The organism is Flavobacterium sp. N502536 (assembly GCF_025947345.1).
Classification (GTDB): Bacteria; Bacteroidota; Bacteroidia; order Flavobacteriales; family Flavobacteriaceae; genus Flavobacterium.
This window is the reverse complement of the sequence record NZ_CP110011.1, coordinates 857,296-882,992: the sequence shown is the minus strand read 5'-3', so window position 1 is coordinate 882,992 and position 25,697 is coordinate 857,296. Positions and strand designations below refer to the sequence as shown.

At 38.3% G+C, this 25,697-nt stretch carries 19 protein-coding genes; 7 read left to right on the top strand and 12 right to left on the bottom strand.

The window, feature by feature from the left end:
- Nucleotides 1-790 precede the first annotated feature (790 nt).
- Nucleotides 791-2,476: a cadherin-like beta sandwich domain-containing protein gene (locus OLM61_RS03980; RefSeq protein ID WP_264525194.1), complete on the top strand. Its 1,686-nt coding sequence runs from the start codon at nucleotides 791-793 to the stop codon at nucleotides 2,474-2,476.
- A 158-nt stretch (nucleotides 2,477-2,634) separates the two neighbouring features.
- Here the strand turns inward: OLM61_RS03980 and OLM61_RS03975 are convergent, their stop codons facing one another.
- The gene (locus tag OLM61_RS03975) at nucleotides 2,635-4,524 is read right to left on the bottom strand and encodes an alpha/beta hydrolase-fold protein (RefSeq protein ID WP_264525193.1); all 1,890 of its coding nucleotides are present in this window, start codon (nucleotides 4,522-4,524) and stop codon (nucleotides 2,635-2,637) included.
- A 355-nt stretch (nucleotides 4,525-4,879) separates the two neighbouring features.
- Here OLM61_RS03975 and trxB point away from each other — a divergent pair, with 355 nt between their 5' ends.
- Nucleotides 4,880-5,827, top strand: coding sequence for a thioredoxin-disulfide reductase (gene trxB, locus OLM61_RS03970; protein WP_264525192.1), 948 nt, complete (start codon nucleotides 4,880-4,882; stop codon nucleotides 5,825-5,827).
- A 330-nt stretch (nucleotides 5,828-6,157) separates the two neighbouring features.
- On the opposite strand, the gene OLM61_RS03965 is transcribed toward trxB, so the two are convergent.
- The 5 genes from OLM61_RS03965 to OLM61_RS03945 all read right to left on the bottom strand — a co-directional run bounded on the left by OLM61_RS03965 (nucleotide 6,158) and on the right by OLM61_RS03945 (nucleotide 10,629).
- Nucleotides 6,158-7,027 (bottom strand): DUF2807 domain-containing protein, encoded by an 870-nt coding sequence (locus tag OLM61_RS03965; protein ID WP_264525191.1) that lies wholly within the window; start codon nucleotides 7,025-7,027, stop codon nucleotides 6,158-6,160.
- Nucleotides 7,028-7,113: 86 nt separating this feature from the next.
- Complete coding sequence (locus tag OLM61_RS03960) at nucleotides 7,114-7,848, bottom strand: head GIN domain-containing protein (protein WP_264525190.1); 735 nt, start codon at nucleotides 7,846-7,848, stop codon at nucleotides 7,114-7,116.
- Between the two features lie 3 nt (nucleotides 7,849-7,851).
- Complete coding sequence (locus tag OLM61_RS03955; protein WP_264525189.1) at nucleotides 7,852-9,585, bottom strand: PspC domain-containing protein; 1,734 nt, start codon at nucleotides 9,583-9,585, stop codon at nucleotides 7,852-7,854.
- Between the two features lie 3 nt (nucleotides 9,586-9,588).
- Nucleotides 9,589-9,921, bottom strand: a complete 333-nt coding sequence (locus OLM61_RS03950) for a PadR family transcriptional regulator (RefSeq protein WP_017498072.1) — start codon at nucleotides 9,919-9,921, stop codon at nucleotides 9,589-9,591.
- A 228-nt stretch (nucleotides 9,922-10,149) separates the two neighbouring features.
- The gene (locus tag OLM61_RS03945) at nucleotides 10,150-10,629 is read right to left on the bottom strand and encodes a DUF4870 domain-containing protein (RefSeq protein ID WP_264525188.1); all 480 of its coding nucleotides are present in this window, start codon (nucleotides 10,627-10,629) and stop codon (nucleotides 10,150-10,152) included.
- A gap of 232 nt (nucleotides 10,630-10,861) precedes the next feature.
- Here OLM61_RS03945 and OLM61_RS03940 point away from each other — a divergent pair, with 232 nt between their 5' ends.
- Nucleotides 10,862-11,314, top strand: a complete 453-nt coding sequence (locus OLM61_RS03940) for a DUF4442 domain-containing protein (protein WP_264525187.1) — start codon at nucleotides 10,862-10,864, stop codon at nucleotides 11,312-11,314.
- A 294-nt stretch (nucleotides 11,315-11,608) separates the two neighbouring features.
- Here OLM61_RS03940 and OLM61_RS03935 read toward each other — a convergent pair whose 3' ends face one another.
- The 6 genes from OLM61_RS03935 to OLM61_RS03910 form a co-directional block, all read right to left on the bottom strand.
- Nucleotides 11,609-11,788, bottom strand: a complete 180-nt coding sequence (locus OLM61_RS03935) for a hypothetical protein (RefSeq protein WP_263361872.1) — start codon at nucleotides 11,786-11,788, stop codon at nucleotides 11,609-11,611.
- A 197-nt stretch (nucleotides 11,789-11,985) separates the two neighbouring features.
- On the bottom strand, nucleotides 11,986-14,223 hold the full coding sequence (locus OLM61_RS03930; protein ID WP_264526357.1) for a multicopper oxidase family protein: 2,238 nt from the start codon (nucleotides 14,221-14,223) through the stop codon (nucleotides 11,986-11,988).
- Nucleotides 14,224-14,509: 286 nt separating this feature from the next.
- Nucleotides 14,510-15,070 carry a helix-turn-helix domain-containing protein gene (locus OLM61_RS03925; protein ID WP_264525186.1) on the bottom strand — a complete coding sequence of 187 codons (561 nt, stop codon included), beginning with the start codon at nucleotides 15,068-15,070 and terminating at the stop codon, nucleotides 14,510-14,512.
- Between the two features lie 2 nt (nucleotides 15,071-15,072).
- Nucleotides 15,073-15,603, bottom strand: a complete 531-nt coding sequence (locus OLM61_RS03920; protein WP_264525185.1) for a DUF3347 domain-containing protein — start codon at nucleotides 15,601-15,603, stop codon at nucleotides 15,073-15,075.
- Nucleotides 15,604-15,768: 165 nt separating this feature from the next.
- Entirely contained in the window at nucleotides 15,769-16,155 is a 387-nt protein-coding gene (locus OLM61_RS03915; RefSeq protein ID WP_264525184.1) for a hypothetical protein, read from the bottom strand.
- A gap of 70 nt (nucleotides 16,156-16,225) precedes the next feature.
- Nucleotides 16,226-17,059, bottom strand: coding sequence for an AraC family transcriptional regulator (locus OLM61_RS03910; RefSeq protein WP_264525183.1), 834 nt, complete (start codon nucleotides 17,057-17,059; stop codon nucleotides 16,226-16,228).
- Between the two features lie 102 nt (nucleotides 17,060-17,161).
- Between OLM61_RS03910 and OLM61_RS03905 the strand changes: the two genes are divergently transcribed.
- From OLM61_RS03905 to OLM61_RS03890, 4 genes are all read left to right on the top strand, one after another.
- Complete coding sequence (locus OLM61_RS03905; protein ID WP_264525182.1) at nucleotides 17,162-18,328, top strand: MFS transporter; 1,167 nt, start codon at nucleotides 17,162-17,164, stop codon at nucleotides 18,326-18,328.
- 685 nt (nucleotides 18,329-19,013) lie between these two features.
- Nucleotides 19,014-22,244, top strand: a complete 3,231-nt coding sequence (locus tag OLM61_RS03900) for a SusC/RagA family TonB-linked outer membrane protein (protein WP_264525181.1) — start codon at nucleotides 19,014-19,016, stop codon at nucleotides 22,242-22,244.
- Between the two features lie 18 nt (nucleotides 22,245-22,262).
- A complete protein-coding gene (locus OLM61_RS03895; protein ID WP_264525180.1) occupies nucleotides 22,263-24,059 on the top strand; it encodes a RagB/SusD family nutrient uptake outer membrane protein in 1,797 nt (598 codons plus the stop codon).
- A gap of 34 nt (nucleotides 24,060-24,093) precedes the next feature.
- The gene (locus OLM61_RS03890) at nucleotides 24,094-25,647 is read left to right on the top strand and encodes a fibronectin type III domain-containing protein (RefSeq protein WP_264525179.1); all 1,554 of its coding nucleotides are present in this window, start codon (nucleotides 24,094-24,096) and stop codon (nucleotides 25,645-25,647) included.
- Nucleotides 25,648-25,697: the final 50 nt, after the last annotated feature.

Here is a 25,697-nt window from a genome sequence, read left to right as displayed (position 1 = left end):
AGTCTTTTCATTTTTTTGAAAAGGCTTTTTTTTTGCTCTATACTTAAATGAAATATTCGAACGGTTATCTCGTCCCGATCGGAATCGGGAAGGCCGCAGGTTCGAATCGGGGCACCCCGACAAAAGGCTTTTCGTTTTTTTGAAAAGGCTTTTTTTTGCTTTAAACTTAAATGAAATAGGCAGAACGGTTATCGCGTCCCGATCGGAATCGGGAAGTGTGCAGGTTCGAATCGGGGCACCCGACAAAAGTCTTTTCATATTTTGGAGAGACTTTTTTTTTTGCTCTACACTTAAATGAAATATTCGAACGGTTATCGCGTCCCGATCGGAATCGGGAAGGCCGCAGGTTCGAATCCTGCCACCCCGACAAAAGTCTTTTCATTTTTTGGAGAGACTTTTTTTTTGCTCTACACTTAAATGAAATATTCGAACGGTTATCTCGTCCCGATAGGAATCGGGAAGGCCGCAGGTTCGAATCCTGCCACCCCGACAAAAGTCTTTTCATTTTTTGGAAAGACTTTTTTTTTGCTCTCAACTTAAATTATAGCCGACGTTTTTAACCGGTGGGTAGGTACGGTGATTGTGTTTGGTTTCAATGCGTTTATTTTTTTTAAAACAGTACCACGCTTGTTCAAAACAAAGCTACAGTTATTGATACTATCGTTACGATTATTACTTCTGAAAAAGTGCAGTGTTTTTTTTGTGTTATTTTATCGTGTCGTTTATAATTAGGAATTATCCTATAATAAATGTCGGAAAGATAATTAATAACTCAAAAAATAATTTCAATATGACTTGTACTTTTACTTTCTTTTTTACAAAAAAGCCTTTTTGGGTTTATGTGATCGCTTTTTTCTCAGTTTTTCAAACGGCGGTGGCGCAGGCACCTACGATTCAAGCTTCCGATATTGTTTTTACGAATATCACAGAAACAACAGCTACTATTAGTTGGAAACCAGGAAATGGAAATCATAGGGCAGTATTTATGCGCAAAGGAACAACTGCCAGCCCCAATGCCATGCCGGTCGATAACGTTTATTACAGGCCTAGTCCTTTTTTTGGTTCGGGAAGTCAAATTGACACATCAGGCTGGTATTGTGTCGCTATTGCTGCAGACAATAATATGGTGAGTGTGGGAGATTTAACTTTCGGGGCTATCTACCAGGTACAGGTGCTTGATTATTATAATGATATTGCTTATAATAAATTTTATTTAAGAACAACAAACAGCAGTAACCCTGCGGCACTGACTATACCTAACAATGTGGCTACTTTAAGTAATTTGAGTACTAGTGACGGAATTTGGAATAAGGTTTTTTCATCCAGAATTACAGATTATTGGGTCACGGTATCTAATGCCGTTAGTAGTATAACAGTAACACCGGTTACCACCGATAGCCATGCGACAGTAAAAGTAAATGGAGTAGCAGTAGCTAGTGGAAATCCTTCGCAAGTGATTGGTAATCTGCAAACCGCTAATCCTACTACAATTACAATAGAAGTTACAGCCAAGGATGGTGCTGTAAAAAAATATATGATAGATGTTATCAGGTTCAACCCGTCACCAACGATTCAGGCAAGTAATCTTACTTTTACCAATACAACCGCGACCGGTACCAGGGTGCAGTGGACCAATGGAAACGGAAACCGGAGGATGGTGTTGATGCATGCAGGTACAGCTGATATCCCTGTTTTGCCTAATAAGTATTTTTTATCGGACACTGTTTATGGTATGGGTGATCAAATTGGAGCATCAGGTTGGTATGTTATTGGGTATTATTTATCTACCAATGAAACAGAAATAAAAGGGCTGGATTCGGGGGAAATCTATCAGGTTATGGTCGTGGAGTTAAACGGAGACCACCCTGCCTATCCTGTTTATTTAACCACAACAAATACCAGTAATCCCGCAACAGTTACTACGCTGAGTAATATAGCTACTTTAAGTAATTTAAGTTTGAGTGCCGGAGCTCTGAGTACTGCTTTTTCCTCCGCAACGACAGCTTATACCGCAAAGGTAGCTGCTGACGTGAATAGCATAACGGTAACGCCGGTTACCAGCGACGCTAATGCGACGGTTAAAGTAAATGGAGCAGCAGTGGCTAGTGGAAAACCTTCGCCGGAAATAAATTTAGCTGCCGGGGCCAGTACCGCTGTTACAATAGAAGTTACAGCTCAGGATGGTACAGCAAAAACGTATACGGTAACAGTCGAAAAAAATAGTTTGGGAGTAGTGAATACTGAAATTGAAGGTTTTGTAGTTTATCCGAATCCTGTGCCACATGGAAGGTTATACATACAAACCAGATCGGTTGTTGTAATGGAGGTGGAACTGTTTGATCTGTCCGGTAAAAAGGTTTTTTCTGTTCAGACCACTAATAAAGAAGTGCTTATTCAAGGTTTGCAAAAAGGAGTTTATATCCTGAAAGTACGTCAGGATGGAGCAGAATCAACCGAGAAAATTATGGTACAATAAAAGATACTATTCTTTTTTTGAAATATACGGAAAAAAGTAATTCCAACAAGCTAAGGTCTCTTTTAAAACAATTTAAAAGAGACCTTTTTGTTTCTGTGCAATGGTTTGTTTTTCTTGCCGTTATCAGAGTTTTTCGGATTTTATTTGAATCAGAAGCATTACTTTTCGGCGATTTTGGTCAGCCACTCAAAATAAATCCGGTTCGTTTCGTCATCAGGATATTCGTGGGTTTTGTCCTTCATTATTCTTTCGGTTACCTGAATTCCGTTTGATTTAAGTTTACGTATTAATTCTTCTGCTTTGGCAACCGGCAAAGCTCCGTCTTTTCTGCCATGATAAATAAAAACAGGGATTTTTGAAAAGGGAGTAAGAAATTGGTCCTCCAGAAAATTCGGATGTCCGGAACCCAGCCAGTCGTTTGCCAAATCCGGATGGCCTGCAAATACAGCCACCCCTTTGTAAAGTTCAGGATGCTGATAATAGGTTCGTAAGGCACCATAACCTCCCATCGAAAATCCGGCAATGATCATTTTATTTGGGTCAGCCGAAAAATGTGCGAGTACATCTTCTATGGCTTCCACAATGTCCTTTTGCGAACTGTCGGAATCGTAACAATTGTATTGGTCTCTGCCAAATGGAGCTACTTCAATAAAATCACCTCCGCTTCTGGCCTGATTCAGCACAGTCTGTTCGTCCTGTCCGCTGCCATGAAGAAATACCAGAAGAGGATATTTTTTTGCAGGAGAATAGTCCGGGGGAAGCTTTATCGTGTAAGGCTGAAAGCTGTTGTCGTATTTTGATTTAAAAGCTCTTCGGTAAGGTTTTGTAATGCCTTTGTATGGGTCATTTCCTTTTAAAAAAGAGAGCAACTCCGTCTCAAAAAGAAAATACTGCTCTAATAGTTTCTTGCCGGTTTCATAAGACTTTAATTGAAATAGCTGCTTTTCTACTTCATTTGCTTTGAACAATAAGGTATTTACGGTGCCGTAGGCTAAATGATGTTGATTCTGTGTGATTTGCGAACGGATGCTGTCAAAATTAAATTTGGGAAAAACAACAAAATCATACTGTCCAATCGTATCCTTACCCGAACGGCTAAGAAAATGATAAACACCCGGTTTCGGATTGCGGAATTTAAAGGAAGTAAGTTTGTGCTGTATTTTATTTTTAAGAGTACAGTTGATTTTGGTATCCAGCACTATTTTGGAAGAATTATCCCGAATCGTGATTTCAATAGATCTGTTTTCGGCCGTTTTTGATAGCGTCATCAAATCTAGCTGCACAGCATCATCAACGCGGATGTTTCTTTGGGTAAGTTTAGCGATCAGAGCGGCTGTATTGTTGTTTTTGGGTTTTTCAAAAACAATTGGAATGAAGTTTCTTTTCGGAATTTCCTCATCCCATATGCCTTCATCTTTAACAACCGAATAACCGGTAGCAGCATCGTTTGCGATTGCTTTTGCAAAATAAAGGTTGTATCCCAATTGGTTGGAAAACCACGGATGGTAAGGCTCAACATCTTTCCATGCCAATAAGATTTCAAATCTGGCTTTCCCGTCATAAAAGGCTTCCTCAAAGTGGGTTTCAGAACTTAACTTTTTTCCATGGCTTTGATTTCTGTTGTAATCCCAGATTCTTTTTCTTGCCCAGTATTTTTTGTCTTTAGAAGGCGAAAATGCAATATCGTAATACTCGTCGGTAAGGGAATCTTTTTGCCGTTTTGCCAGCAGTAATTTAAATCCGTCCCCATTGATAAATCCTCTGTCCCGATAGGTAATACTGTCGGCTGCGGCCTCGATATACAAATAGAGATGCGTGGGAGTATAACCCATTAAATAAGTGATCTTCGTACGGCTGGCGCCCACATTGTCGAACGAAAAAAAGTGATGGAATTCCTTTTGCTTCAAATGCAGTAGTTGGCGATCCGGTTTTCCGTCGATCACAGGAGTGAAATTTAAAAAGCGAATTTCGTCTGATCGCAAAGACTGTCCGGATACGATCTGGACCATACACCATACGAAGTACAAAAAATAGCCCTTTGTTTTCATATTGATAGCTAGTGTTTTTGTTTTTAAATACCCGATCAATAAGCCTGTCAAATATAAGTAAAAATTAAATTCAGATTTTAAAAGAGGCGGGTTCTTTTGGTTGTCAGCCGAAGCGATTTCAAACTTAGAAAAGGGCTGAAATAGCAGGAGTATTTAATCAAAATAAATCTCCCGTTGTGAACGCGGTTCCAATAACCTTATCGATTAATTGTAGAGACAAAGCAGGAAAAGATTTTCAATTTCCCGACGGGAATAAATTCTCTATTAGAGAATAGTTAAAACTAATGCAATCCATTCTTATTTCCGACAATAAAAACTTATTTTTGTGACCATTAATTAATAATACAATCATATTATGTCAGATACAATCGAAAAAATTAAATGCCTTATTATTGGTTCTGGTCCGGCGGGTTACACTGCGGCTATTTATGCTGCCAGAGCAAATATGAATCCAGTTTTATATCAGGGAATGCAGCCAGGTGGTCAGTTGACTACAACTAACGAAGTGGAAAATTTTCCAGGATATGTTGATGGTGTTACAGGACCGGAAATGATGATTCAGTTACAAGAACAAGCAAAACGTTTTGGTGCTGATATTCGTGATGGATGGGCTACAAAAGTTGATTTTTCAGGAGATATTCATAAAGTTTGGATTAACGATACAATCGAGTTACACTGTGAAACCGTTATTATTTCTACAGGGGCTTCGGCTAAATATTTAGGCTTGCCATCAGAGCAGCATTATTTGCAAATGGGAGGCGGAGTTTCGGCTTGTGCTGTTTGTGACGGGTTTTTCTACCGTAATCAGGAAGTTGTTATTGTTGGAGCTGGAGATTCAGCTTGTGAGGAAGCACATTACTTGTCTAAACTTTGTAAAAAAGTAACGATGTTGGTAAGAAGTGAAAAATTCAGAGCTTCAAAAATCATGGAAGAACGCGTTCGTAAAACCGAAAATATCGAGATCTTAATGAATCACGATACTGTTGAGGTTTTAGGAGACAACAGCGTAGTACATGCGATAAAAGCAAAAAACAAAACTACCGGAGAAGTTTTTGACATCCCGGCAACCGGATTTTTTGTTGCTATTGGTCATAAACCAAACACCGATATTTTTTCAGAGTACATCACATTGGATGAAACCGGTTATATCGTAAATGTTCCGGGAACTTCTAAAACAAATGTAGAAGGTGTTTTCGTAGCCGGAGATGCTGCCGATCATGTGTACCGTCAGGCAATTACTGCTGCGGGTACCGGATGTATGGCTGCCCTGGATGCAGAGAGATATCTTGCTGCGAAGGAGTAGAGGAAAGGTTCTGAGGGACTGAGGTTCTTAGGTTCTAAGTTTTAGATGCAAAGGAACAAAGGTGCAAAGGAACAAAGGAGAGTTTCAAGTCTGAAAGTTTCAAGTTTCAAGTTGTTGGAACTCTTAAAATAGAAAAAGTCCATTCGTTTTTGCGAATGGACTTTTTGTTTTTTGTTTACCAGTTAGTCAGCCCGGTATATTTTAAAAAGTAAAAACTTTGCGTCTTTGCGTTTCTGCGAGATTAGTAGGTTAGGTGTTCATTATCGCTTTATCAATTCCCCTCATTCCAACTTGAAACCTGAAACTTGAAACCTTTCCAAACCACAAACTCTACCCCTGCAACGGCGTAGCGGCTTTAGCTTTTACCGGACTTGTTTTTTTGATCAGTTTGGCTTCTTCGCTAAAACGGGTAAGGTCGATTTTTGGATTCCCAAATAAAGAGATCTCCGATTTGTCTCCGGCTGCAATCGCCAGCGTGTTTTCGGCTAGTATCGTGGCAACGGCAGAACCTTCGGTGGTAACATTGGCCTCTTTTAAAGTAAATTTAATTCCTGTAAAAACGGAGTTATTGTCTAAACGAATAGTCGCTTTTTCGGCAATACCTTCAATAGCGGCAGTTGTTTTTTGGTATAAGTCACATTTGAATTTTATAGCAGAAACTAATGTTTTGATAGAAGAATTTTTGCTCAACTGTAAAGTAGCATCTTCCGATTTTAAGTTCAGTTCTGTTTTGGATTTGTCATCTGCAAACAAACTGAATTTTTTAGAGTTTACGTTTAATAATAATTTGGCATAATCAAAGCTGTGGAACGTGATGTCGTCTAACTGAAGCTCCTGAATCGCATAAATTACAGCCTCATTTTTAGCGATTGCCGTTTTTAACGAACTGGTATAGATAACGTGAACCACTAGTTTTTTGAAAATAGTACTCTCTTTGGTGGTGTACAGGCGAAGTACTTTTTCTCTTAAATCCATTCCGATGATCTCGTGCAGGTTGTCATCGGCTTCGATTCTAATTTCGTTTTTCTCACCTCGTTCCAGGTATACTTCTAAATTGTCATCAGCTTCAATGCCATCAAATGCACCAACTTCTTTTACGGAGGTCGTTACAATTTTAGAACCTTTTATTTTTTCTCTTCGTTGTGCAAAAGTTAAAGTAGTAACCAATAATAATAGGAGTAAGGCTGTATTTTTTTTCATTAATTCTAAGATTTGATTTTGACAAATATAAAAAAATCATCCACTTTCGATGAATGATTTTTTTATATTTAACAGATAAATAAGGTTTATTCCTTACTAATCGTTCCTCCTGAACTTGCAGTTTTTTCAATTGTTTTTGGAGTGATGTCATAATTGATAGTTCCGCCGCTGCTGGCCGCTGCTTTCAGGTTTACAATTGGGTGAACATTTATATCTCCTCCGCTTGAAGCTTCTGCATGAATATCATTTGCAAATAATTTATGAGCATTGATACTACCGCCGCTTGAAGCTGAGACCTGCATTTTTAATGCTTTTCCTTCCAGTCCAATAGAACTTCCGCTGTCTGAATCACAAGTAATGTTATCCGATTCGATATTTACATTTAATGTTGAAGCACTTGAAGCTTCGAGATTAATATCCTGACCCTGAATCAGGCCTTTGCTCGTAATCGTGGCAGCACTTGAAGATTCTAATTTATCAATAACAGGCATTTTTACCGTTACTTTTTTCTTGGTAATATCACGGAAAGAGCCTTGTTTGCATTTAACATATAAAGTTCCATTCTCCACTTTTGTTATGATTTCCTGTTGGATGTTATCATCTGCTTCAACAACAATTTCCGTAGAATCAGATTGGATAATAATCAGATCGATTGCAGTACTAACCGATACTTTCGTAAAATTGCCCTGAACAATTCTTTTTTCAGTAGTAACATTTCCGCTTCCTTTAATAGTATTCACATTAAAGTTACAAGAGGCAAACAATAATGCAGTAACTGCTGCAATAATGAATTTTGTAATATGAATGATTATTTTTATCATGGCCTAGTTAATTTTGATTACAACTCCGTTTTTATCAGTGGTTAATTTTCCTTTGGTTTTCTTTGCGTTTAAAATTTCTTTTCCGTTCACTTCAATGGAAACTCCATTTACGGTATCTTTCTCGATGTAATTTTCTTCAGTTGTATCCTCATATTCGTCCCCATACTCATTCTCTTCGGCAGGGCAGTCAAGGCATTTAATTTTTGAACCTTCTACTTTGTAGCTGTAGTTACCGCTAAAGTGTAAGTTGAAAAAATCATTTTCAGAAGCGTCGTAATCCTGTACAGATGCATCTGGTTTGAACAACTGTCCTTCAGGTAAGTACAAGTATACATCCACTTCCTGTCCTCTGAATTTGTTTTTTACATCTGTCAGAAAATAATTATCCAAAACTAAACGATTTCCGTTAATCTCAAACTTGTAATTGATTTTTTCTGCTCTCTGTTTCGCGTTGATAAACGAGTTACCTCTGGCTGTTTTTTCAATTTGAATGTAAGGTGCAGCCTCATCTGTATGTAAAACATGCAAGCGAACATCGTTAGAATAGATCAATTGATTGTTGGCTGAGTCCTGTACAAATTCGAAATCACTATGGTGGTTCAGGTCTTTTGCATAATAATCATTGTATCTGAATTTTACGTAAAGCGTATCTTTTGCTGTAATGTTGATCGCTTTTTTCTCTACCATTTTATTGTCGTAAGAAAGCTCAGTTGCCTGTTTGATTCCGATGCTGATGGCGATTGCAACTGCAATAATCCAAATTGCTAACAAAGTATATTTGGTAATATTTCCAATAGACTTCAGGTTCGGAGATAACAATTTGAAACCTAAAAGAGTCAGGAAGAAAAATGGAATTCCAACAGCAAAGAACATTAATAAACCAAATGACCAAAGCGGATAATCTGTGAAGTTTCCGGCATCTACAAAGTTTTGCCATGGAAAATCAACAAAAACGTTCGTTCCTAAAGTGAAAACACCAATCAGTAACATGATCAAAACACTGATTCCTGACATAATTAAAATCACTCCTAAGAACTTAGCGAATATTTTAAAAACCGTCATGATAAAGTCTCCAAATGAACTACTTATTCTCTCAGCTCCCGACTTTACCTGGTTTCCCATTGCGTCATAATCTGCATTTTTGAATTTATCAGATAAGTTTTCAATTTCTTCGCGAACTTTTTTTTCAATGTTCGAAATGGTAACCGGTTCCCCAGTCATTTCCAGTTTTTCTGAAGTAGTAATCGCTTCCGGAGTCACAATCCAAAGAACAAAGTAAGCTAAGATTCCGGTTCCAAAACCTGCGAAAACAAATATTAAGAAGATAATCTTGATCCAAACTGCATCAATTCCAAAATAATGTCCTAAACCGGTTGCTACACCACCAATCATACCTTTTTCTTTGTCACGGTACAATTTTTTGTGCTTTCTTGCTCCGTAGTCGCTAAAAGACTGGCTTGTTTTTTCTTCGTCTTCAAGGATATAATCTTCAGGTTGTCCCATAACGGTAATCACCTCATCAACGTCTTTCAGTCCTACAACATGTTTGTCGCTTTTTTGTTTCTCAATTAATAATTCAGAAATACGCATTTCGATATCTTTAATAATTTCGTCCTGTCCGGAAGAATTGGTAAGGGATCGTTTTATAGCGTCAAAATAGCGTGTCAGTTTTAAATATGCGTCTTCATCGATGTGAAAAACCATACCGCCTAAGTTAATATTTACTGTTTTGTTCATGACTTATTGATTTTGATTGGTGATTAGTTTTACGGCGTCAGACAATTCTGTCCAGGTACCGCTAAGTTCGTTTAAAAATGTTTGTCCTATTTCGGTTAATCCATAATATTTTCTTGGTGGTCCTGATGTAGATTCTTCCCATCGATAATTAAGCAAACCGTCGTTTTTCAGCCTAGTCAAAAGTGGATAAACTGTTCCCTCAACAACTAGTAATTTTGCGTTTTTTAAAGTGTCTAGTATTTCTGAGGTATATGCGTCTTTTTCTTTTAGTACCGATAAGATGCAAAACTCAAGAACACCTTTGCGCATCTGTGCTTTTGTGTTTTCAATGTTCATAATTTCATTTTGTTTTTTTTAGATTGAACAATTCGTTTTTTGATTGATGATGATTGATTGATGATTGAGTTGCCGGTTTGCCCTTCCGGCTCGGGTGATTGATGATTGATTTTTTTAGGAGCTTTTTCCTGCTATCCGTTTCAATCTTTTGTGCCGAACCCGGCACAAAAGGATTTTCACTTCTATCAGGGCTAAATCCTTAACCTATAACTTTTAACTTTTAACCCTTTATTTGATAAAAGGAATCGTTAACGGATACTTGTATAATTCTCCGTTTGACGCTTTTATTGAAGCATAAATCACTAAAAAGAATTCAACAAATTTTAATACTCCAAAAAGTAAAACTGCTGTTGCTCCAATACTTAAAAGAGCAATATTTCCATTAAAGTCAAAGTTTCTGATGATAAAATCTTCGTCGTTAAAAACAGCTTCCATTGGAAGGTTCTGTAAAAAAACAGTAACGAAAATCGGAATTGCAATCAGAGCCAGAACTAACGTATAAAGCAAAAGACTCAATTGAAAATTTAAAGCTTGCTTTCCGTGATGATTTACATATTCTGATTTGTCTTTGTAACTCGTCCAGATCAATATTGGGAAAATATAATTCCCAAACGGAATGATGTACTGACTTAATGTACTTAAATGTGTGAACGTTGCAGTGTTCTTTTCTGAGGTCGTTTCCATGATGAGTGGTGTTGTTGTTTCCATGATTAAAAGTATATAGTAATTTCTTATGCAAATATATATCTAAAAGACAGTATCTTGTTTTGCATAGTACCAAACATTAACAAAATTTTAACAAGATTAAAATTTTTCAGATCACTATAATTGACTGAAAACCATTCGGAATACTTGATTTTATTGGTAATCCTGGAAAGTGTTTAGAATTTATTGTGCGTGCATAGTTTTTTTGTATTTTTACATAAAAAAAATAAATACCATGGCATTATCTGTTTCTAAACTCAATAAATTTGTATTATTCAAACTACCATCGGCCTACATTTGTGGTGTGCGTGTAAAGGCAATCGACAAAGACAGATGCGTGGTAAGCGTCAAACACCGATGGATCAACCAAAATCCGTTTAACTCGATGTATTTTGCCGTTCAGGCAATGGCTGCGGAACTAACTACCGGAGCATTGGTGATCTCTCAGATTCAACAAAGCGGAAAAAAGATTTCGATGCTGGTAGCCAACAATAAGGGGAATTTTACTAAAAAAGCAACAGGAAGAATAACCTTTGTTTGTAACGACGGACATTTAATAGCCGATGCTATTCAAAGAACAATCAAAACAGGCGAGGGGCAAACCTTCTGGATGAAATCGATTGGAACAGATGAGAGCGGTACTCAGGTTTCTGAAATGGATTTTGAGTGGAGCGTTCGAATTAAATAGTTTTTTCATCAGGATCCGGCCTAAGGGAACGGATGGAGTGATTTCACAAATTATGTTTGCCAAATACTCAGGTATCCGGAGTTTACAATAAGGACCTCTGACAATGTTTCGAGCTTTGTTAAGGGAATTAAAAACAGGCATTCTTGTCCCGAATTAGTATAAAATTTTAAGTCAAATGCTGAATATCTGATTTAGTTTGTGTCAATTACTTCGTCCGTTCCCTTTGGTTGGGTCGTGCTAAGAAATAAAAAAGACCTCAAGTAATTGAGGTCTTTTTGTTGAAACAAGTTTCGTTTATTTTTTAACGCAACATGATTTTTTATCTTTTTTTGCATCGTCTTTTTTTGCAGTATCTGTTTTTTTACAGCAAGATTCTTTTTTCTCTTTTTCTTTTTTAGGAGCTGGCTTAGTGTCTTGTGCCTGAATACCAATTGTAAATAAAGCAAGAGCTAAAACGGTAAATAATTTTTTCATTTTTGTTTAATTTATGGTTTTATAATTTTGTTTTCTAATTGACGATAATGGTTCAAATATAAAAAGAGTTTCCGGTGTTAACTCTTACAGTTTAGTTAATGTTTTTGTAATAAATTAATTTTCGGAATAACATTTAAAGGGGGTGTTTCGGCCTTTTAAATCAGTATGTTACGATTGAATTAAAGATGTCTTTTTGCTTAATAATTCAAATTTACCCCAAAGCCAACACCCATATCACTGTCGTAGTGTGTCGTAACTCCAAAGTTTCTTCCGACGATATACTTTAGTCCCGCCATGTATTCCTTGTCTGTATTCCACATCAAATTCATGCGCAGACGTCTGGAAAGAGGAATGTCTTTTCGTTCAAACTGTATTCGCACATTTCCATCGGTATACACTTCGACCTGCGCTTTTACCAGCATAGGTAAGGTGTACTCGATACCGGCACTCAGCACCGAACGATTGTCTTTGGTATTCTTTTGCCCAAAGAGATTTTGTTCCTGTTCGTCCATTCCCATTCTTCTGTAGCGCCAGTCGAAACCGATAAAAGGCATAAACCATTGCATTTTGCCAATGTAACGGCCAATATGTGTCTCCGTTTCATAACCGTGTTTGTCGTTGTAACCCAATCTCCATTCGGTACCAATGCTCCAACGGGTGTTGCCCAACATCGCTTCTCCGTCGTTTCCATTGGAGGCAAAATCATTTTCAGCCATAAAATGAAACATGCGGTCGTCCATCTTTAACATCTTATAAGCCATTTTCGGATCGTGTATTAACGGATTTGGCGCTGAATTTTCATAAGTAAAAACCCGACCCATTCCGGCCATCATATGATACAGTATGTGACAATGAAAAAACCAGTCTCCGTCAGCATTGGCCTGAAATTCGATCGTGTCGGTCTCCATTGGCATAATGTCAATCACATTCTTTAGTGGAGAATATTCACCATGTTCGTTCAGAATTCTGAAATCATGTCCGTGTAAATGCATGGGATGACGCATCATCGATCCGTTGTACAATACAATTCGAACATTTTCTCCTTTTTTAATTAAGATCTTATCAGTTTCAGAAACTACTTTATTGTCTAAACTCCAGACATAGCGGTTCATGTTTCCGGATAACTCGAAGCGAAGCTCTTTTACCGGAGCATCTTTGGGCAGTGTCGTTGGGGTTGGTGATTTCAGCATCCCGTAATTAAGTGTCGTAATTCCGGCAACTTCCGTTGTATCGGCAGACATGTTCATGCCTTCCATATTGTGCTTGGAATGATCTTCCATCTTTTCAAGTTCACCTCCTCCGGTAATTTCAGGATACATAACGGCATTCATATCCATCTTATTCAAAGACATTTTCATACCCATATCGTTCATCTCACCGTTCATTTTCATCATATCGTTCATCATTTTCATCCCCTCAAAATATTTTAATTTCGGAAGATGAGCGACAGACTGTTTGGCTCCTTCGCCTAAAAATAAGGAAGCGGAACCGGTTCGGTCTTCGGCTGTAGCCAGAAAAGCAAAGGATTTTTTATCTTCCGGAATGGTAACCACAACATCATAGGTTTCAGAAACCGCAATAATTAGCCGATCCACTTCTACGGGTTCGACATCGTTTCCGTCACTGGCCACGACCGTTATTTTTCCGCCTCCATAGGTCAGCCAAAAATAACTCGAAGCACCTCCGTTGGCAATTCTCAGTCTGACTTTATCGCCTGCTTTAAATTGCGAAAGTTGCTGTTCGTTTTTACCGTTAATTAGAAATTTCTCATAATAAACGTCACTAACGTCCATAGCATTCATACGTTTCCATTCGTTGGTTACTTTCGTCGAAAACTGTCCTTGTTTAAGAGCCTCCGCATAACTTTGGGTAGTTCCTTTTTTGATGGCAAACCAATCGTTGGCATTGTGCAGCATTCGTTGTACATTTTCCGGTTTCAAATCGGTCCATTCGCTTAAAATAACAGGAACGGTTGGCAAATCGTCGATTCCTTTTCTAATTGTGCTATCGTCTTTCTTTTTGTTGATGATAAAAAGTCCGTACAAACCAATTTGTTCCTGCAAGCCCGAATGGCTGTGGTACCAATACGTTCCGTTTTGAATAATAGGGAAGCTGTATTTGTGTGTGGTTCCCGGTTTTATAGGCATTTGTGTTAAATACGGAACACCGTCTTCCTTATTCGGAAGGAACAATCCGTGCCAGTGCAGGGCCGTATTTTCTTTTTTTAAGTCGTTGTGGACGTAAATCTCGGCAACATCACCTTCTGTAAAAGTCAGCGTTGGCATCGGAATTTGCCCGTTAACCGCAATCGCTCGTTTTTCTTTTCCCGAAAAATTCACAATAGTGTCACGCACATGTAAATCGTAACGAACCACTTTTTGCGCTTTTGCACTAAAGGCAATTAGAAAGGCGAGTATAATAGTATGTAGTTTCATGCTCATTTTTTAAAGGTTTAGATTTCGCAACCGCACAGCATTCCTGAAATAACAGAGTGCTACCTCATTGTTGCTGTACTTTAAGTATTACACTGCAAATTTCTGAACTAACAATTACTTTGGGTTGTACAATTTTGAGAATGATTTGTAAGATTTGGGAAGTCTGTTGTTTATCGCAAAGACTTAGACGCTTTCATAACCTCACAAAGAAGTGAAGTTGCAGCATTTTCCGTTTTAGGCGAATAGAAAAACTTAGCACCTCTGCGTCTTTGCGAGAAATCGAATCTTATAAATTCTCAATCTCAATGCGTTTTTTATCCTTCAATTGTTTAAAGCTGGTAGGAGTAAAGCCTGTAATTTTCTTAAACTGATTGCTCAAATGTGCTACATTGCTATAGTTGAGCGTATCTGCGATTTGACTTAATGACAGTTCATTGTAAACAAGTAGCTCCTTTACCTTTTCTATTTTCTGGCTGATAAAGTACTTTTCGATAGTGGTGTTTTCAATTTCCGAGAATAAATTGCTTAGTGTGCTGTAATCCTGATGGAGATTTTGAACTAAATAATCAGACATCGTAACTTTGAGGTCGTTGTTTTTATGATGCACCAGATCCACGATGAGGTTTTTGACCTTCTCAACCGTTTTACTTTTTTTGTCATCGATAAAATCAAAGCCCAGAGCCTGTAAATTTTTAAGCAGTACTTCTTTTTGATTTTTGGAAATGGGGTCCTGTAGTTCGACTTCGCCTAATTCAACAGTAATAGGATGAAGTCCGAGTTTTTCAAGCTCAGACTTCACTACCATTTTACAACGTCCACACACCATGTTTTTGATGTAGAGCTTCATATTTACTTGATCGTTTCTACCACATTTCCGCAGGTTAGCATTGACGAACCATAATAAGGATTTTTAATGGCTTTTTCTTTGCTTAACCAGTCTGCATCAGCCATTGGGCAGTATTGTTTGTATACGGCCTGATCTGATTTTGAAACTTTAATAAGTTCGTAAGTATTTTTTGAAAGTGATTTAAAAGTTTCGCGCTGTTTTTTAAGATCGGTTGTAGTCGAAATATTTTTAGCGTCGGCAGTTATTTTTTTCAGGACTTTCATCCAGGCGTTGTGTTCGTCCCCTTTTAACTGGTCCATTTTTACAGCTGTAATGGCAGTCAGTAAATCTTTGGCTTTCGCCGAAGTAAGTTTGGCATCACTTTTAATTAAGGCATCTTTTACCGTAAAATAAGCATCATAAACGGTTTGTAACTGACTTGCAGCAGTAACTTCTACTGTCGTTGTTTCTTTTTTTATGGAATTGGCCAGGATAATATTAGCAGAGAAAGCTACTAAGATTACTACTACTATTGTTGAAATTGATTTTTTCATTTTATACGATTTTAGTAGAGGATTAAATTTCCTCTAAGTTAAATAATTTAAGATTGTTATGACAGGTTTTGGTCTCAAAAATAGGGTGAGACGCAGGCTGTGATTTTTTTCTGTAAGTCCTAAAACAGTCGTTGCAAAACGCAATTAGGGCTGTCAGCAATACAATTATTTTATTTTTGGGGGTGACCAAATAGAAGTAAAACCATCAGAAATACTGATGTTTTTGTAATAAGGAGTGGTTTTCTCAAGGGAGAAATTAAATAGATTTCTGTTGAATTCAAACTCGTTCGTCGCCATTAAGCTGAACTGAAGCCCGGATGTTGTACAACCGGAATGATCACATTTTCGGCTACAGCCGTGTGAATCATTTTTGGAGCTGTCCTCTTTTTTACAGCAATCCTTTTCGCAAGTATCCGATGCCGCTTTCTTCGGGCTGGCTTTCTTTTCACAAGAAGTTTTTTCAGTCGTTTTTCCACAGGCATAACCAACATTTGACAACAGTAAGAAGCCAAAGGTTAAGAATAGAAATACTATGTGAACTTTTCTTGTCAACGAAAATAATTTAGAAGTACAAATTTAGGTATTTTTTTTTACCGTCAAGATTTTTTTAAGATTTCAATAATTACAGCTTTTTATAATCGGTAGGTTTCATGTTTTTCCTTTTCTTAAAGTAATTGGAAAGATGGCTTTCGTCAGTAAAACCAAACTCGTGTGCAATTTGTTTAATAGGCAACTGGTTGTTGTGAATTCGTTTTTCGATTAAAGTAGTTCTCAGATTATGAATGTAATCGCGATAGCTTATAGCAAAAGTTCTTTTAAAATAGGCACTGAAATACGTTTGAGCAATATTAAAATGATCTGCTATCACCTTAATCTGAACCAGCTTTGGGTTGTAAATGTTTTGATGGATATAAGTTGCAATTTGCTCGTTATCGATAGGGGCGGGCTTCAATTGCAGGTTCATGCAACGGATGGTTTCTTTAATCAAACCAAAAATGGAAAGAATTTGATAAAAAACAATAGGCGAACTCGAAACATCGGTTTTGCAATTATAGGCCGTAATGTTTTCGATCGTGTTTTTTAAAATGGTTTTGCAGGGATCGTCTAATTTTAAAAGGGTCTCCTTTAGCAATTTATTCCGCATAAAATCCTCGGGTGTATTGAGGAGTAAATCGTCGCAGAAAAGATTCTTGTTGGAATCGAAATAATTGTCTGTAAACTTGATATAGACAAAACGCGTTCTTTTTTTAATCTCAAAATAATGCTCGTCTTCCGGAGAAATCACAAACAAATCCCCCGATTTATACGGCAATAAGTTGTGGTTCAGATGGTGAATTCCGTTTCCTTTTTTGATATAAATAATTTCATAATAGGTGTGGGTGTGCGGAACATGAGGAAATACGTCATCTTCAAATTCATGAATCACAAGCTTTTCAAACTGATTAAATTTCGGCATAACTTAAATTTACAAGTTTATGTCGCAAATGTACAACTTATTTTAAGGTTAACGGTGTTAAATTTGCAGCATAGAAACTCTATTCCTTTCTATTTAGTACAAATGAAAAAAAGTCTTATCGCACTCTCATTAGGAGGTTTAACAATTGGTATTACCGAATTTGTTATGATGGGTTTGTTGCCTGATATTGCCTCAGACATGAAGGTCTCCATTCCGGTTGCCGGATATTTAATTTCGGCTTATGCACTGGGTGTTGTAATAGGTGCTCCGCTATTGGTAATCCTGGGAAGAAATTTAGCACCCAAAAAAATGCTTTTGATATTAGCTTTAATGCTAACTGTTTTTAATGCGCTTTCGATTATTGCGCCTACCTATAACTTTTTATTCGCTTCCCGATTTCTCTCCGGATTACCGCACGGTGCCTTTTTTGGAGTTGGAGCGGTAGTTGCGAGCCGTTTGGCCGATAAGGGCAAAGAAGCTCAGGCAATTGCGATTATGTTTTCGGGTTTAACCTTAGCCAATTTAATTGGAGTGCCCATTGGTACATATATAGGACATAATTTTATCTGGCGTTATACATTTGTTTTAATCGCTGCGGTAGGTTTGCTCACCTTTTTGTTTATCTCTTTGTGGATGCCCAATTTGGAAAAAAGCGGGAATGTCAATATGAAAACCCAATTGCTGTTTTTTAAGAAAACAGAAGCCTGGCTGATTATTGGAATTACGGCCATCGGATTTGGAGGTCTCTTTGCCTGGATTAGTTATATCGCACCTTTACTGACCAATGTTTCTAAGTTTGAAGCGGAGGATGTATCGTACATTTTGATTCTGGCAGGTTTGGGAATGGTAGTAGGAAATTTTGCCGGAGGGAAACTGGCCGATAAATATTCTCCTGCACCTACCGTATTGGCTTTGCTTTTTGTGATGGCGATTGATTTGATTCTGGTGTATTTTTTCTCCTTCAATCAATACGTGTCCTTATTCCTGACCTTTTTAACGGGAGCCATTTCTTTTTCGGTGATTGCTCCAATTCAGATGTTGATGATCAAAACGGCTAAGGGTGCCGAGATGATTGCTTCGGCAGCCCTTCAGGGAAGCTTTAATATTGGGAATGCCTTGGGTGCCTTTTTAGGAGGTTTGCCTTTGTCTGCCGGATACAGTTATGCTTCGCCAAATTTGATAGGTCTTGGTATGGCGCTAAGCGGAATGGTAATTACGTTTGCTTTAATGCAAAAACACAAAGTCAATTTACAACTTCAGAAAGCATAATTCTTTTGTCACATCCTTATTAGAGGAGTTTGTTATGTGAATTTTTTAAAAGAGGTTATCGTATTAGTAAAAGAGTCTTTGAACCAATCGGGTTCAGAGACTCTTTTTTTGCCTTCTATTCATTTTGAATCGATTTGAAGTGTGGCTGTGGTATGCTACAATTAGGATTAATAGGAATGGGATGACATTGCGCCCCGGATATTTGTCCTTCAATATTAAATTCCGTTTTATTGAAGCAGTTTGTTATGGTATTTTTTGGGCAAACAGGGAATTGCTGAACGAAAAAATGAATCTTAATAATATCACAATGACTTGTCTTGTAATCGATTGTTTTTTTTATGAAATCGCAACAATTGTCAAAAAAACAAAAATATATTTAATATTTATCCCTAGATTAAATTGCATATGTCACATAAAAAAGCGGTTTTATTTTTGATGTTTTATTTATTTTAGGAAATTTTTAGGATTTTTAATTTTTTATCTCAAAAAAATATTTAAGTTTGTGTAATCGATTACAAATTTTTTAATGACGAAAAATTACCTTATTTGCAAGACCGTAAACAGCTCGAAAAAAAGAGTTGCTGTCAAAGAAATCAGGAATTTATGAGCAGTAAAAAAAAGTAACGGGATAAAAAAGAAATAACCACTTAGAATAACCAATTAATAACCTAAAACAATCACCCCCATGAATTTTAAAGATTTATTTAACAAAGGAGCAAATTGTTGTTTTGCAGTTGTTTTCTTATTGTGCTTACTGGCCAGCAATCAAATGAATGCTCAAAGTATTACACTCGAAGGAACCGTTAAAGATGCTGCAGGACTCACGTTGCCAGGTGTTAATATTTTAGAGAAAGGAACAAAAAATGGAACTTCTTCAGATTTTGACGGACGTTACAAATTAAAACTGAGCAATCCTAAAGCAATAGTGACGTATTCATTTATAGGTTTTAAAACCAAAGAAGTCAACGCTGCCGGAAAAACGAAAGTTGATATTGTGCTGATCGAAGATTCAAATGCTTTAAATGAAGTTGTGGTGGTGGGTTATGGAACCGTTAAAAAATCAGATTTAACAGGAGCAGTTTCTTCTATTTCAGGAAATGACCTGAAGAAAGTTCCGGTTTCTAATATTGCAGAAGCCTTAACGGGTAGAATCGCCGGAGTTCAGGTTACTTCGAGTGAGGGTTCGCCGGATGCCGATATTAAAATCAGAGTGCGTGGCGGTGGGTCCTTAACACAGGATGCTTCGCCTTTAATTATTGTCGATGGTTTTCCGGTAAACAGCATGAATGATATCGCGGCTTCAAATGTAGAATCGATGACCGTATTGAAAGATGCTTCTTCTACTGCTATCTATGGATCCAGAGGAGCAAACGGAGTAATCATTATTACCACTAAAACAGGGAAAGACGGTAAAATGGCCGTTAGCTTCAATATGTTTTATGGCATGAAAAACATGGCCAAAGAAATTGACGTACTTCCGGTGGATGATTTTGTGAAATGGCAGTACGAATATGCTTTGCTGGATCAGACAGACAAAACGATAATGACCAATCCAAGCTCGTATACAAAGTATTTTGGCAATTGGCAGGATCGCGATTTGTACAACGGACTAAAAGGTACCGATTGGCAAAAACAGGTTTATGGTCGCCGTGGTGAAGTCAATAGCCGTGATTTAGGAATTCGCGGAGGCAATGAAAAATTGAGTTACAACTTTAACTACGCGTACTACGATGAGAAAGCCATTATGGTAGGTTCGAATTTTAAAAGAAACAACCTGTCATTGGCTGTAAAAAATAAAGCAAGCGACAAAATTGACCTTGGTTTTACCGTACGTTACTCCGATACGGATATCAATGGCGGAGGGGCGAACGATCAAAATCAGGCCTCATCACTAGACAGCCGTTTGCGTCATAGTGTGGGTTACGCGCCAATTCCGATGCCGGGATTAACGACAGATAACGACGACCAGTCTGTAAACAGCTATCTGGTAAATCCGTTTTTAGCCATAACCGATAACGACCGTCAGCAGAGCAGAAAAAATTACAACTTATTAGGAAGCTTTGGATGGAAACTGGCCAAAGATTTAAAATTTCAAAGTGATTTGGGACTGGATAATTCCAATTATTCCGATTATCGTTTTTACGGTTCCTCTACTTACTTTTCGAGTACCGCTAAAATTGGCGCAGGTAAACCGGGTATGGTCATGAGCGATCGTAAAGATGTGCGTTTTAGAAATGCCAATACCCTAAACTATGATTTCAAAAATATACTGGGAGAAAACCACCATTTAACGGCACTTTTGGGAGAAGAAATGATTACCAGCACTTCAAACACCGTAACAACAACCCTTTTAAATTATCCGGAATTCTTTAATCTGGATCAGGCTAAGAAATTAACCACTCAGGGAACTCCTTTTTCCGTTGATAATTTTTACAGCCCCGACGATAAATTATTGTCTTTTTTCGGACGTTTAAATTACGATTACAAAGATCGTTACCTGTTAACGGCTTCTTTTCGTGCCGATGGTTCCAGCAGGTTTTTAGGAAACAACCGCTGGGGGTATTTCCCGGCAGCGGCAGCCGCATGGAAAATTTCGGAAGAGAGCTTTCTGAAAGAGGCGTCCTGGCTGAGTCTTCTTAAGGTAAGATTGAGTTATGGTGAAGCAGGAAACAATAATATTCCTGTCGGGCAAACGGTTCAGAGTTATATGTCCGGTACAAATTCCTTCATCAACGGCTTCGACAGCTATTGGTCGCCATCGAGTGTTTTGGCCAATCCCGATTTGAAGTGGGAGACCACCGTAACACAAAACATTGGTCTTGATTTTGGATTTTTCAAAAATCGTTTAAATGGAACTTTTGATGTGTATAAAAATGTAACGAAAGACTTGCTGATCGAGTTTCCGGTAGGAGGTACGGGATATAAAACGCAGTTTAGAAACATGGGAGAAACACAAAATACCGGTTTTGAAGCTACCTTGAATTTTATAGCCATTGAAAAGAAAAATTTTGGTTTAAGTTTTTCTGTGAATGTTGGGATGAACAAAAATAGAATTAACTCTCTTGGGGTGATGGATAATTTTGGAGTAAACACCAACTGGGCATCGACAGATGTTGGCAATGATTATGTAGTAAATGTTGGTTCTCCAATGGGATTAATGTACGGTTATCAAAGTGACGGACGATACGAAGTTTCAGACTTTGATTATGCAGGAGGAAAATATACTTTAAAAGCAGGTGTTGTAGATGCCAGCAGTGTTGTAGGAGCTTTACAGCCCGGAATGATGAAGTTGAAAAATGCAGACGGTTCTGCCGATAATAAAGTTACGGCCTCCGATCAAAAAGTGATTGGAAATTCAAATCCTAAACACACAGGAGGTTTAGTTATTAATGCGAATGCTTATGGTTTTGATCTTTCAGCTGCTTTCAACTGGAGTGTTGGAAATGATATTTACAACGCCAATAAAGCCGAGTTTTCAACCTCAAACAGAAACGGGCAGTACAAAAATTTAAGTACCGAAATGGCAGACGGCAAAAGATGGACAAATTTAGATCCAGCGTCAGGGCAATTGGTAACAGATCCTACTGCTTTAGAAGCGCTGAATGCCAACACTACCATGTGGTCTCCTTATATGCAGAAATTTATGTTTACAGACTGGGCAGTAGAAGACGGTTCGTTCTTCAGGTTAAATACGCTGACTTTAGGCTATAGTACGCCACAAGCCTTAACGTCTAAGTTGGGCGTAAGTAAACTAAGATTTTATCTTACAGCAACTAATGTGTTTGTAATTACGAATTATTCTGGTCCGGATCCTGAAGTTTCAACAAGAAGAAAAACGCCGCTGACACCGGGAGTTGACTATTCGGCTTATCCGCGCAGCAGACAATTGGTTTTTGGTTTAAACCTTAATTTCTAATTTAAAACTTATCACAAAATGAAATATAAAGTAATAATAGCAGGATTGATAATCTCGGGTTTGTTGACTTCCTGCCAGGATTTAGGAGAGGAATACTTTGATACTCCTGCACAATCAACATTAGACGAACAGCTTATTTTTTCTACGGCAGGACTAGCGCAGGGTGCTGTTGACGGAATAAAAGTCTCATTTGGAGAAGAACAGTCCTACCGAGGAAGGCTTTTGACTTATCAGGGTTTGAATACAGATACGGAATGGCTTTTGGCTTCTTCAAGCGACAATGCCAAATCGGACTTAGTAGTTTATGATGCCAAGGCTGATAACACAGAAATGAACTCGGCAAAAAATGCCTGGGCAATGATGTATGAAGGAATTGAGCGTGCGAACTTGTGTATCAGAGGGCTGCGTAAATATGGCAATCCGTTACCGAATACAGCGATGGGGCAGTTGTTGGGAGAAGCGTTGGCTTTACGTGCGATTTATTATGCTGATCTGGTACGAAACTGGGGAGATGTTCCTGCACGTTTTGAACCGGTTGCTACTTCGACCATTTACGTGCCTAAAACGAGCCGTGATGAAATTTATAAGCAATTAATCGCTGATCTGGGCGAAGCTGCAAATTTGGTGGCATGGCCTAATGAGACCGCGGCAACAACAAGTACAGAGCGCATCAACAAAGCGTTTGTAAAAGGTTTTAGAGCCCGTTTGGCAATGATGGCCAGCGGTTTTCAGCAATATTCAGATGGGGTGAGACGCAGTACAGATCCTGCACTTTCAGTAGGTACCATGTACAAACTGGCATTAGACGAGTGCCGCGCTGTAATTGCGAGTGGTTCGGCACATTTAGAGCCGACTTTTGAAGGGTTATGGAGAAAATTCAATCAGGAAAATATAGCAGCCGGAGGAGAATCACTTTGGGAAATTCCCTTTGCAGCTACAAGAGGCAGAGTCTTATTTACTTTTGCTGTGCGTCACGATGCTTCAGATCAGTTTCAGCAAATGGGAACAAACAAAGGAGGGGTGAACGGACCATTGCCTTTTGTTTTTTATGACTATGATCAGGCCGATAGCCGCAGAGATGTTACCTGTGTTCCGTACAAATGGGGAGCTGTAGTAAATGGTAAAGCAAAACAGGAACTTACAGATTTGCAAACCTGGTATTTTGGTAAATACCGTTTTGAATGGATGAACCGTATCGTTACGGCACCAAATGACGATGGGGTAAACAAAATTTATATGCGTTATGCCGAAGTACTTTTAATTGCTGCTGAAGCGGCTAACGAATTAGAAGGGCCCGGATCGGCTGCCATTTATTTAAAAGAAATCCGACGAAGAGCTTTTGCTTCCGGAAGCCAGGCTGTAAAAGTAGATGCTTATGTAGATGGTCTGACCAGCAAGCAAACCATGATGAATGCAATTATCGAGGAAAATAAATACGAATTTACAGGAGAAATGGAGCGTAAGTTTGCCCTGATGCGCTGGAATTTATTGAAAGCAAAATTAGACGAAGCCAAAATTAAAATGGCCCGCCTGAAAGCCCGCAGCGACGAATATGCGACTGTGCCATCGACCTTATATTACAAATACAAAGCAGATAATACGACATTGGAAGTTTACGGATTGAACCGTGGTGAAACACAGGCGCAGGGTGCTGATTACACTTCAAAAAGCTGGGATAAACTGGACGACAATAAAATAACCACATTGTACAAAGCCGGAGTCAATCCTGATAAAAGACAATTTTGGCCCATCTGGCAAACGTTTATTGACGGAAGCAATGGTCAGTTAGTAAACGACTGGGTTTTCGGAAACTAAAAACAATTAACAAACAAACTATAGTTGTAGAATTATGAACGCAAAAGATATATTTAAAGGGTTGCTGGCTGTATTTTTAGTGGTAGTTGCCGGTTGCGAAAGTTACAATGAAGCAGTGTTGCAAGATATAGGAGCCAACAGCCTATTTTCTCCAATCGAACTTAAAGCAGCGGTTAAAAATCAAACCACGGTCGAACTAAACTGGACGGCCAAAGAGGATGTGGATCATTATACTGTAGAATTCAGTGCGGATGATCCCGACTTTAAAACGATTTACAAAACGGTTAATGTGACGGCTAAAGAACTTCCGGTAAAAGTAGCATTGGAAGGAGAAACAGTTTATTCGATACGGGTAAAGGCAGTCAGTTCAGCCGGACTTGCTGATTCGAAATGGTCGGTAACAACAGCAGCAACATTGTCCGAGCAAATCTTCTTCCCTGTACAGTCTGCCGATATTGAAGCAACGCAGGTAACGCTAAGATGGACACCGAACAGCTCAGTAACTCAAATTACCGCAGCGCCTGGCGGAATTGCACACACCATTACAGCTGCCGAAAAAACGGCCGGTGTGGCAACAGTTACTGGATTAACAGGGGAAACAGCTTATACGGTCACGTTATTTAACGGAACTAAAAAGAGAGGAGTGGTTACTTTTACCACCGGAATTGATATTGGAACCGGAATTTTAGTGAAACCTACAGACGATTTGAATGCGAAAATTGCAGCGGCAAATCCCGATGCTGTATTGGTATTGATGCCTGGGGAATACAATGTTTATACTGGTGAAATTATCCTGAACAAACCAATTACAATCAGAGGTTTGAGAGCGGATAATAAACCATTGCTTCATAATAAATTTACGTTGAATGCGGGAGCTACAAAGGTAAGTTTAATCGATTTAGATATTAACGGAGATAAAATCCAAAGTGACGCGGTGAAATACAATGACGTAAGTACGGCTTACGGGGCGCTTTTGATTAGTGGCTGTAATGTTCATGATTTTGTAAAATCATTTATAACGCAAACAGCGACCGGTATTACTAAAATTGCATCGGTAACAGTTGAAAATACTGTGGTCACCAATATTCTGACTGTTCAGGGGGATTGTATCGATTTTAGAACCTCGCATCTGGCATCGCTTATCCTTAGAAACAGTACTTTTAATAATTGTGCTACAGGCAGGGATTTCATTCGTATCGATAACGCGCTGAATATTACGGGAACAGGTTTAACAACTACTGTTTTGGTAGATGCCTGTACTATTTCAAATAAAGCGATGACCGCTTCGAATCGAATTTTGTATGTGCGTTTTGCTAGTAATGCTTCCACAATTCGCAACACACTTTTTGATACACCATTGGCAATGTATACCAATCAGGCTTCAACTACAGCGCCAACATTCTTAAATAATAATTATTTTAATTCGACTGCACTGCATACGGCTGGTATAGCGGCAGTGAAATATGATGCTTCGGGAACTTACGGGACTTTAGATCCTCAGTTTGTAAACAGCGCAGCAGGAAATTTTACCATTAAAAATCAAGTTCTAATTGATAAAAAAATTGGAGATCCGCAATGGAGGCCATAGTTAGTTCAAAGGTTGTTTATAAAAAGGGATGTCATTGATTTGACGTCCCT